General features: G+C 50.1%; 11 protein-coding genes. All 11 read right to left on the reverse strand.

Annotated elements, in window-relative coordinates; all coding sequences use genetic code 11:
- Nucleotides 1-43: 43 nt before the first annotated feature.
- The 11 genes from D8877_RS01630 to hemL all read right to left on the reverse strand — a co-directional run bounded on the left by D8877_RS01630 (nt 44) and on the right by hemL (nt 10,399).
- The gene (locus tag D8877_RS01630) at nt 44-853 is read right to left on the reverse strand and encodes an ABC transporter permease (protein ID WP_125352210.1); all 810 of its coding nucleotides are present in this window, start codon (nt 851-853) and stop codon (nt 44-46) included.
- Nucleotides 846-1,841 carry an ABC transporter permease gene (locus D8877_RS01635; RefSeq protein WP_111676356.1) on the reverse strand — a complete coding sequence of 332 codons (996 nt, stop codon included), beginning with the start codon at nt 1,839-1,841 and terminating at the stop codon, nt 846-848. The genes D8877_RS01630 and D8877_RS01635 overlap by 8 nt, the downstream gene beginning before the upstream one ends.
- Nucleotides 1,834-2,817, reverse strand: a complete 984-nt coding sequence (locus tag D8877_RS01640) for a M14 family metallopeptidase (RefSeq protein ID WP_125352212.1) — start codon at nt 2,815-2,817, stop codon at nt 1,834-1,836. The genes D8877_RS01635 and D8877_RS01640 overlap by 8 nt, the downstream gene beginning before the upstream one ends.
- Nucleotides 2,807-3,577, reverse strand: coding sequence for an ABC transporter ATP-binding protein (locus D8877_RS01645; RefSeq protein ID WP_125352214.1), 771 nt, complete (start codon nt 3,575-3,577; stop codon nt 2,807-2,809). Before D8877_RS01645 ends, D8877_RS01640 begins: the two co-directional genes overlap by 11 nt.
- A complete protein-coding gene (locus tag D8877_RS01650) occupies nt 3,574-4,356 on the reverse strand; it encodes an ATP-binding cassette domain-containing protein (RefSeq protein ID WP_125352216.1) in 783 nt (260 codons plus the stop codon). Before D8877_RS01650 ends, D8877_RS01645 begins: the two co-directional genes overlap by 4 nt.
- Before the next feature lie 3 nt (nt 4,357-4,359).
- Nucleotides 4,360-5,955: an ABC transporter substrate-binding protein gene (locus tag D8877_RS01655; RefSeq protein WP_185760027.1), complete on the reverse strand. Its 1,596-nt coding sequence runs from the start codon at nt 5,953-5,955 to the stop codon at nt 4,360-4,362.
- 115 nt (nt 5,956-6,070) lie between these two features.
- Nucleotides 6,071-7,174: an NADH-dependent flavin oxidoreductase gene (locus D8877_RS01660; protein WP_125352219.1), complete on the reverse strand. Its 1,104-nt coding sequence runs from the start codon at nt 7,172-7,174 to the stop codon at nt 6,071-6,073.
- A 55-nt stretch (nt 7,175-7,229) separates the two neighbouring features.
- Complete coding sequence (locus tag D8877_RS01665) at nt 7,230-7,802, reverse strand: histidine phosphatase family protein (RefSeq protein ID WP_125340433.1); 573 nt, start codon at nt 7,800-7,802, stop codon at nt 7,230-7,232.
- On the reverse strand, nt 7,799-8,527 hold the full coding sequence (gene cobS / locus D8877_RS01670) for an adenosylcobinamide-GDP ribazoletransferase (protein ID WP_125340432.1): 729 nt from the start codon (nt 8,525-8,527) through the stop codon (nt 7,799-7,801). Before cobS ends, D8877_RS01665 begins: the two co-directional genes overlap by 4 nt.
- Entirely contained in the window at nt 8,524-9,108 is a 585-nt protein-coding gene (gene cobU, locus D8877_RS01675; protein ID WP_125340431.1) for a bifunctional adenosylcobinamide kinase/adenosylcobinamide-phosphate guanylyltransferase, read from the reverse strand. The genes cobS and cobU overlap by 4 nt, the downstream gene beginning before the upstream one ends.
- Complete coding sequence (gene hemL, locus D8877_RS01680; RefSeq protein WP_125340430.1) at nt 9,101-10,399, reverse strand: glutamate-1-semialdehyde 2,1-aminomutase; 1,299 nt, start codon at nt 10,397-10,399, stop codon at nt 9,101-9,103. Before hemL ends, cobU begins: the two co-directional genes overlap by 8 nt.
- Nucleotides 10,400-10,431: the final 32 nt, after the last annotated feature.

The raw sequence follows: 10,431 nt of genomic DNA on the forward strand, positions 1-10,431 counted from the left end.
CAGTCCCAAGAGATAGAGGCTGCAGTTTATATTTTTTTGATGATCAACTCATGCGATTGTACTTGCTGTTGAGAGCATCTCCGAACTTGGTAAAGAGGAGAATGGTCAGAATCAGTAAGATACAAGGGAAGACCACAATCCAAGGGGCTTCCTGAATGTAAATCCGGCCGTCATTAATCATGGCTCCCCACTCAGGCGATGGTGCCTGAGCTCCCAGACCGACAAAGCTGAGGCCAGCGATTTCCATGATAATGGTGCTAATATCAAAGCTCATGGTTGTCAGAATCTGAGGAAAAAGACTGGGGAAATAATAGTTTTTCAGGCTTGTCCAAAAACTATTGCCATACATTTTCGAGGACTGGATATAGGGTTCATTTTTCAGCTGCAGGGTCATGGAGCGCATCAGGTAGGCATACTTGGTCCAGGCCGTCAAGCAGATAGCGATGAGGGTTTGCTGGAGACCGATGCCCAAGATACTGACGATAGCAATGACCAGAATGATAGATGGGAAAGACTGAAAAGCCGTGATAACCAGCAAGATGAACTGGTCGAATTTCCCGCCGATGAAGGCGCTGGTTACCCCAATAAAGGAGCCTACCGTCGCAATTAGCATCAGAATCATCAGGGCTGGCAGGACTGTTTCCGCACCTCCGCTCACTGCACGCGCAAAGACAGACCGTCCTAGAGCGTCCGTTCCGAACCACTCACTGCTGCTCGGCCCTTGCAGGGCTTGGCCCAAATTGACCTTGGTTAAACTATCACCCAAGAGATGAGGGGCCAAGGAGGATAGGATCAGAGCCAGGACGATGAGGCCGCCCAAGGCCAGGAGTTTTCGATTGATTTTCTTATCCATACGAACCCTCCTTGCTTGCTTTTAATTTCTTCGTGCGCGGCAGCAGTTTGGGATTTTCCTGAGCCAGTCGGACGCGAGGATTGAGCCAAATCGTAAGCAGCTGAAAGACTAGATTTACAGTCAAGACTCCCGCTGTGATAAAGAGGACCGCCCCCTGAATGAGGGGATAATCCCGCTTGGCGACGACTCCTATCAGCATCTTGCCGATGCCCGGCCAGGAAAAGAGATGCTCAATAATAGCCACACCGCCCAAGAGCGAGCCCAGAGAAAGGCTGACCAAGGTCAGAAGAAAGGGCAGAACATTGTAAATCACGTCATGCAACAGGATATGCCCCTCTCGAATCCCCCGACCACGCGCACCTTCGACTTCTGGCGAATGCAGCACTTCAATCAAAGCAGTCCGCAGCTGTGGGATATAGCGAGTGGACATGATCATGGCCAGTGTCATGACTGGCAAGACTAGACCCAGCTCATTAGCCGTTGCCTGAATGGGAAGCCAGTGCAGCTGAACAGAAAAGATCAGAATCAGGATAATCCCCATAACAAAGCTAGGAATGGCATTCAGAAAAGCCAGACCTGCCATCAAGAAGCGGTCAACCGGCTTTCCAGCATGGTAGGATGTGTAGAGAGCTGTCGGCAGGGAAATTCCCAGAGTCGCTAGCAGGGTATAAAAAGCTAGGTAGACTGTATTGGGAAAATAGAAAATCAGCTGCTCCCAGACCGAAGCTCCGGAATTATAGGTCACACCAAAGTCGCCATGGACAATCCTGCCCAGCCAGGCCAGATATTGCTCCATAAAGCTGCCATTCAGACCCATCTCTGCCCGCTTGATTTCCAGCAGTTCCTTGGTAAAAGGAATACCCTGAGCGTTGAGAATGCTCTCAGCCGGATCTCCCGGTGCTAGATAAACCAGTAAAAAGGAGATAAAGCTGACGCAGAGCAGGATGAGGACGAATTGCAGAATAGTTTTGATAATAAATTTAATCATGCGCCTCCCTTTCAGATGTCTGGTAGCTTTCAGGCTTCTTGCTGGCTACGGCCAGCAGCACTTCGCCTTGGTGGACGACCAAGGTCGCCTTCTGGTAGAGGACCAGACCGTCTTCCTTGGCAGTCACCTTTTCTAAAATATTGCCATAAATATCACAGATTTCGCCGATGACCTGACCAGCCTGTACTGTTTGATTAGGCCGAACAAAGCACATCCAGCAGCCCGACCTCTGACAGGTCAGATAGTAGCTGTCGTCAAAGATCAGTGGCGCCTGCTTATAATAGGGCATGGTCCCTTCAAAAAGATAGCGGGCGACTTGCTTGACTGACTCTTTCATGGCCAGTACATCCTCTGGCAGACAGGTGCCGTTTTCTCCCCGCTCCAGCAGGATACTAGGCAGTCCATAATCTACCGAGGCAGCGTGATAAAGATTGCCACAGTCCTGAGATTGGTAGATAATCGGTGTCCCAGAAGCCTGCAGCATCTGATAGGACTTTTCGACCACCTCGGGATTGGCCCGTAGAGAGTAGTAACCATGCGGTGTCAGCAGTTCTTCCCGATTGCCACTGTGCAGGTCAATCAGGAAATCACTGACGCTAAAGACCTGACTCTCAATCACAGACCGAATCTGATAGCTGAGGCTGGAAGCTGGCTCCTGGTCTTGAAAAATCCTGTTTAGATTAAGGCCATCCTCAGGTACAAGCGTCGTCTCCCGAGCCCAGAAGCCACTGATATTGACTGCATGCAGGAGGAGGACAGAGCCCTGAAAGTTAAAGTCCCACTCATGCGCCAAATCCATCAGTGCCTTGACACCGACATACTCGCAGCCATGGACTGCCGCACAGATAGTCAGCAAGGGCTGGGAGGCCTGTCCTTTGAGCAGAGTGTACTGGATAGCCAGATTATCCGTGATGGACAGACTACCTTGGTAGCTGCTGCAGGGGGCCATAGAGTCTAGTTCTTGCTTAATCCTCATCTTTATCCTCCCTGTACTGACTGAGCAAGAGCTTGGTATAGTCACTCTTGGGAGCAGAGACGACCTCTCGCATGCTGCCCTTTTCCTGCACGATTCCGTCCTTGAGGACGACCAAATCTTCCGCAAAATTGCTGACCAGTGCGATGTCATGAGAGATGAAGAGAAAGGAGGTCTGCGAGCGCTCCTTGATGTCTGCCAGCAGCTGCATGACTTCATACTGAACGGTCACATCCAGAGCACTGGTGATTTCATCGCAGATGAGCACATCGGGATTAATCAGCAAGGCACGGGCAATAGCTGCCCGCTGACATTCTCCTCCGCTCAGCTGGTGTGGCAGCCTCTGAGCAAGCTCAGGTGTCAGACCAACCGATCTCAGCAAGTCATGGATGACTTGCTTCCTATCAGACGGCTGCTGATAGAAAGAAAAGTTTCGACAGACCTCTTCTAGGCTCTGCTGAATGCTGCGCTTGGGATGAAAGGTCGACTGGGGCTGCTGGGCAATGTACTGGACCCGAGCATAGTATTCCCTATCCTTGTAGGCAGAGACTGGCTTGCCTAGTAGAGTCAGCTCCCCTTGATCTGGCTTTAAAAAGCGACAGATAAGATTGGCAATGGTACTCTTGCCAGATCCTGACTCTCCGACCAGCCCCATAGCTCGTCCCTTTTCCAAGCTAATATCAATATCAAAGACACCAATTCTCCGATTACCAATCTGACCATACTCGTAGGTCAGCTGGCGACCGACCAATACTTGACTCATAGCTGCTCCCCTTCTCTAAACTCTGCCAGCTTGGGCACAGCCTTCAGCAATTTCTGGGTGTAGGCCTGCTCAGGATGGCGGAGAACTTGATGGGCTGGACCGCTTTCGACAATCTGTCCTTCCTTCATGACCACTACCTTTTGCGCCAGATGCTCAGCTACGCTGATATCATGTGTGACAAAGAGAATGGCCATGTTTTCCTCTTGATGAAGCTGGCTCAAGAGATTAAGCAGCTTCATTTTCGACAGGACATCCAGAGCGCTAGTCGGCTCATCAGCCAGCAATAGTTTGGGCCTGCTGGCTAGAGCTAGCGCTACACCGACCAGCTGCATCATACCGCCACTGAGCTCGAAAGGATACTTATTGACGACTTTTTCAGGCAGCAGCCCCACCATCTCTAGGCATTCTTCCAAGGGACGGAGATTTGCTGCTTTCTGGCCCTGATTTTTCACCAAGTCCTGATAATGCTTTTTGATCTTACGGCGGTTATTGAAGCTGAGACTGGCATGCTGACTAATCCAGGCCACTTCTCGGCCCACAAAAGGCAGATAAATGCGGTGGTCATGGGGCTGAATTTCCTGCCCCTCAAAGGTAATACTGCCCTCTGTCACTGTCAGCCCCCTAAGAGGGAGGCCCAGCAGCATCTTGAGCAGGGTAGACTTGCCACTGCCACTCTCGCCCACAATCGAAAGGGACTCCCCCTCTGCAAGAGAGAGGGAGACCCGATCGAGAATGACTTTATCTGCTGACTGCACCAGCAGATCTTTCATTTCCAGCATGCTTTATTCCTTTGATAGTTTGTTGCTGACGTGATAGTAGTCTGTTGGATGGGATTCCAAACCAGAGACGGACTTGTCCATTACCAGAGCGACCTTGAAGAAGCCGATAATGGTAAAGCCGTAGTCCTTATCCATGATTTCTTGGATTTCCTTGCTGAGCTGATTGCGCTTAGCTGGATCCGTTTCAGTCGCCAGCTCTTCGATTTTCTTGTCTGCTTCTGGGTTGCTGTAGTGACCGATATTAGCTGCTCCGTTTGTCTTAACAGCGCTGTTGAAGAAGGCATACGGATCACCAATAGGAGCTGCTACTACTGCGTAAGGCGTGAAGGCATAGTCCTTTTCACTGGCAACGGCACTGACTTCAACTTTCTTAATAGTCGCTTCAATTCCGACTTCCTTAAGCTGTTGTTGGCTTGCTTCTACAGCCAGCGGCATTTCAGGCAGACGAGTGAAGGACAGCAGCTCAATGCTGACTTTTTGACCGTCTTTTTCACGGTAGCCATCGCCGTCAGTATCCTTGTAGCCAGCTTCATCCAAGAGTTTCTTAGCCTTGTCTACGTTAAATTCATGGACGCTCTTTTGCAGGGCAAAGGCAAAGCCTGTAGGGAAAGGTCCAACAGCTGGCACAGCTGAGCCTTTAAAGAGGGATTCAGAGTAGGTCTTCTTGTCTACCAAGGTATCTAAAGCCTGACGGAACTTGTCATCTGCTACGTAAGGATTTTCGAAGTTATAATAGTAAGCTAGGTAGCGGGAACCTTCTACTTCAGAAATTTTGTAGTTCTTATCGGAAGCATAAGTACTTAGATTTGCATAAGGCAGACCATAGACGGCATCGACTTCCTTAGACTTGAGGGCTGCAGAAATAGCTGTCGGATCAGAGAAGTATTTAATCTTCAGATTAGCAACTTTGGGCTTGCCATCCCAGTAGTCGTCATAAGCCTTGAGCTCTGCTCCGCTCTCAGGAGTGTACTTGGTCACCATGTAAGGTCCAGTTCCGACAGGAGCCTTATCAGATGCGCTCTTGCCAGTCGTATCCACAATAGCGGAGTAGGGCTCTGCCAAGAGATTAGCCATGATCGGCTGCACAGCCTTTGTCTTGATGGTCACAGTTTGACCCTCTGCAGATATGCTGTCAATGCTCAGATCGGCAGCTGCCCGCTCACTCTTCTCAACCAGGCGTTCTAGAGAAGCTTTGACCTTTTCACCGGTCATTTTTTCACCATTTTGGAAGACAACCTTATCCTTGAGGGTAATTTTCCACTCTAGGTCTGATACTGCTTCGATTTTCTCAGCCAACCAAGGTTTCACCTCAAGTTTGTCGTCCATCTTAAAGAGGGTTTCTCCCACTCCGTAACGGACCGTGAACCAGCCATTGTATTCCGCTGCTGGGTCAATATTTTCTGGAAATTGAGTATAGCCGATAGTTACAGTCTTGCTGTCACCATCGCTAGCAGACTCGCTGGTTTTGCTAGGGTTTACACAGGAAGCTAGGGCTAGGCCTGCCAAGGCTAAAACCATTATTTTTTTAAAATATTTCATAAAATATTCAAATTCCTTTTCTATTTTGTAAACTACTTTTAGACGTTCTGTCCTAGTCAAATCTAAATACGCTTCGCTCTCTGTCTAAGGTGGTTCTATGTCCTGAAGATGAGAGAGCAGACGAGTGAAAAACAAATGATTGCTCATTATTTGTCCTCCTTCTGGCTGGTATGTCTTAATCTTTTCCTTCCAGATAGCTTCGGGCATCTTCGACAAAGGCAGTTGGAAGAGCCAAATCAGCCTGCAACTCATCGCGATAAGTTCGGATGACTTCTTCCTCTCGGCCGGAGACAACCTTTTCAGCCCAGTCTGGGTCTAGGAGCAGGGCCTTGCCGAGGGCAAAGAGCGGAATCCCCGCATCCAATACTAGCTGGGCATCCTGCTTGGTCTTTATCTGACCGACACCAATAAGGGGTACTCTACCATTAATTTTTTTGATAATTTTCTGAATCACTGGCTCTGAGTCCTGAGAATCTCTGATAGACGAGCGCCAGACATCAGAGGTCGAAATATGTAGATAGTCCACTTGATGATAGATGAGCTGCTCCAGCAACTGCAGGGTGTCATAAAGCTGGATACCTGGCTCTTCAATCTCTTCTGGAGAAAAGCGGTAGCCAATCAGGAAGGGGCGGTCGGCCTCTTCTTTGACTAGTTGCTTAGCTCTTTTCAGCAAGGTCTTTGGAAAGCGCAGGCGGTTGTTAAGGCTGCCGCCCCACTTGTCCTGACGGACATTTGAATGAGGAGAGACAAACTGCTGGATCAGATAGGTATTGGCTCCATGAAGCTCGACTCCGTCAAAGCCAGCCTGAATGGCTCGTCTGATAGCTGACAGAAAGTCCTCTATCACCTGCTCCACTTCAGCGTTCTTGAGCGCCCTCGGCTCTGCCAGATAATCGCGCGGAGCCTTGACAGCACTGGGTGCTACTGGCTGACCGTCAATCAAATCAGGCAGAACCATACGACCACCATGATAAAGCTGCACAATAGCTAAAGCCCCTTGGTCCTTGATGGCCTTAGCCAGACGGCTAAGCCCCTCTATCTTATCGTCCTCGGCGCCGCTGAAGCTCTCCGCAAAGGACTTTCCCAGAGGATGGACATAGGTACTGCCAGTAATGACCATACCAACCGACCTAGACCGGCGGGCAAAAAAATCAATATCTGCCTGAGATACATAGCCACCCGGCTCACTAGCGCAGATAGTCATAGGAGCCAATACAACGCGATTGCGCATGGTCTGACCATTTTTAAAAGTAAATTTATCCTGAATCTGTGTATTCATCTGGTCACCTCTTTCCCAAGATAAATCCTGTTGTTTGTTTTTAAATAATAAATCCTTAGAGTAAAGTAGCCTGCCAAGTCTGGTCCTGCTCTTCCAAGAGCAGCACTCGTCCTTGGGGGACATCAATGTTCCAAAAAACAGCCTCTGGGTCAACCAAATACTGGTAAATCAAGCGAAGGACGCCCAAATGAGCCACTAGAGCGATTGACTCATCAGCACTATCTAGCAGGCGGTCCGTTGCTGCCCAGACTCTGGTCTGAAAATCAGCGAACACTTCTGCCTCAGGAGGCGTGACCTCAAAGGGGGCCTCCAGCCAGGCCTGCCAGACTTCTGGAAAGGCTGCCTGAATCTCATCTGCTGTCAAGCCTTCCCATCGCCCGAAGCCCCGCTCGTCAAAGTCGGCTATGGCCTGTACTTGCCTGTCTGGAAAAGCCAGCTGGGCTGTTTCCTGCGTCCTCTTGAGACAACTGGTGTAAATCACATCAACTGGGTGCTCCTGCATCAGAAGGTGCAGCTGCTTGGCATCTTTTTGGCCTTGCTGGTTGATAGAGACATCATGGCTGCCGTAGAAACAGCGTCTGCGGTTGTAGTCTGTCTGACCATGCCGCATCAGATACCATCTTTTCATCCTAATACCACCAATCCTAAGAGATAGAGGAGCTGGGCAATTTCGACATAGGCTCCTAGCGTATCGCCTGTGTGGCCGTCAATTTTATTATAAACGAACCGACGATAGCCGATTGCCCCTAGAACTACCAAGCCGTAAGCCAGAAGGCCTCTCCAGCTGAAAACCAGCAGAGATAAGAGCAAAGGCAAAAGCTGGGCAAGCAGGATATGACTAGTCTTGCTGCCACTGAAGAAATTTCCTGAGCCACCGCCTTCTCTGGCATAGGTCATCCGGTAAAGCTGTAGGCTCAGACCGGCCTTGCCAATCATGGACAGACTAGCCACGATAAACCAGCGAGGCTCTGGCAGATAAGAGTAGAGAACCAGCATCAGAGCATAGTAGAGAATGAGCGCCAGAACGCCATTGCTGCCAATCCGGCTGTCCTTCATAATCTCTAGCATCCGCTCTTTCTTACGGGAGGAGAAGAGACCGTCTGCCGTATCCGCCAAGGCGTCCAAGTGAAAACCACCTGTCAGCAGAACATCGAAAGCAAGGGTCAGAACCCAAGCGACCATTCCAGGCAGAACTAGGCTCGTCAGGAAATAAAATCCACCTGAAATCAAACCCAGCAAGAGGCCAAAGAGGGTCAGAAAAGGAAGTCCCCGTCGCAAGTAGGAGATATCCACTGCCTTTGGAATCACAATCCGGCTAAAAAATTGGGTATAGATAATCAATGCCTTTATCATTTCAACTGCTGAGCGAGGCCGCAGATGACTAGATAAGCCTCACTCGCCTCCTTTGCAATCAGTTGGTTGATCTTGCCCTGCACATCACGGAAGAAGCGTCCTAGTCTGGTCTCTGGGACAATGCCCAGACCAACCTCGTCCGTTACAATCCAGCACTCAGCATCAGTCTGACGGATTGTAGATAAAAGCTCTTGCCATTCTTCTTCCAAGAGCTGCAGCAGGAAAGACTGCTCCTGCCGACTGAGAAAGTGTTCCTCGGTCAGCTCCAGCTTGTCTGGAAAATGCTGAGCAATCAAATCAAAGAGGCGATTGCTGGTCAGAAGGGTGGCACAGTCCAGCAGGTAAACTGGATGCGACTGCTCTTGCAGCCAGTCGGCCAGCCCTGCATACTGCTCTTGAGTCGTCCAGGAAGCCGGCCGGCGTTCTTGGTGCAGCCGAATCCGCTCCTGCCATTCTGGATCTTCTCCTCGGGGCAGGCCGGTCGCAATATAGCAGACTTCCTCTCGGTCAGCTAACTGATCCTCCGCAAAAGCCGACTTACCGCTTCTGGCACCGCCTGTCACTAACACAATCTTAGCCATTTGCTTCTTCTTTCATTGCTTGAAATGCCCGCTCAAAGGCCGCCAAGGTCTGGTCTAGATCCGCTCTAGTATGGGCACTGGACATAAAGTTGGTTTCATACTGAGATGGCGCTAGATAAATGCCCTGCTCCAGCAAGAGACCGTGCAGTCGCGCAAACTGAGCATGGTCAGCCGCCTTAGAATCCTCAAAATTGCGGACCAGCTTCTGGCTGAAGAAGAAGCCAAACATGGTACCTTTTGATACGACTTGCAGATCAATACTGTACTTGTCAGCAAGATTTCGTAAGCCATCACAGAGGTAGCTTGTTTTCTCTTCAATCTCAGCAAAGAGTTCAGGTGTCAGCTGTTTCAGGGTTTCATAACCAGCCGTCATGGCGACTGGATTGCCCGACAAGGTACCAGCCTGATAGATACTGCCTAGAGGCGCTACCTGATCCATATAGATGGCCTTGCCGCCAAAGGCTGCGACTGGGAAGCCGCCACCGATAACCTTGCCCAAGCAGACCAGATCCGGCTCTGTCTGATAGAGGCCAACTGCCCCCTGATAATGAGCTCGGAAACCACTCATAACCTCATCCACGATGAAGAGAGAGCCGTATTCCTGAGTGAGGGAGCGAATAGTACTGATAAAGTCCGCATCCGCTGGAATCAAGCCCATATTGCCAGCAACTGCTTCTAAAATGACACAGGCAATGTCATCTCCGTACTTTTCAAAGCAAGCCTTGAGAGCATCTTTGTCATTGTATGGCAAGGCCAGAGTTTCCCCAGCTACCTGAGCGATGACTCCGGCAGAATCAGCAATCCCAAAGCTGGCCAAGCCTGAACCAGCCTGAACCAAAAAGGAATCGCTGTGGCCGTGATAGCAGCCGATAAATTTGACAATTTTAGAGCGCTTGGTCACCCCACGCGCTACCCGAATGGCGCTCATGGTCGCTTCCGTTCCCGAATTGACCATCCGCATTCTTTCCATGAAAGGCAGGCGCTCCTGCACCAGCTGGCCAAGGGCAATCTCTCTGGGACTAGGAGCACCAAAGCTGGTTCCCTCCCAAATAGCTTCCTCAACTGCTGGTAACACATCCTTAGGAGCATGCCCCAAAATCATAGGTCCCCAAGACAGGACGTAGTCAATATAGCGGTTGCCATCGACATCATGCAGATAGGCTCCGCTTGCTTTTTCGATAAAAAGCGGGTGGCCACCCACAGCCTTAAAAGCCCGGACAGGACTATTAACCCCGCCTGGAAAGAGCTTTTGAGCCTCTGCAAAATATTGGTTGGAATGTTCTCTCTTCAAGTTCGTCCTCCTTATCTAGAAAACTGCTGATT

Source organism: Streptococcus sanguinis, assembly GCF_003943735.1.
In the GTDB taxonomy this organism is placed as follows: domain Bacteria; phylum Bacillota; class Bacilli; order Lactobacillales; family Streptococcaceae; genus Streptococcus; species Streptococcus sanguinis_E.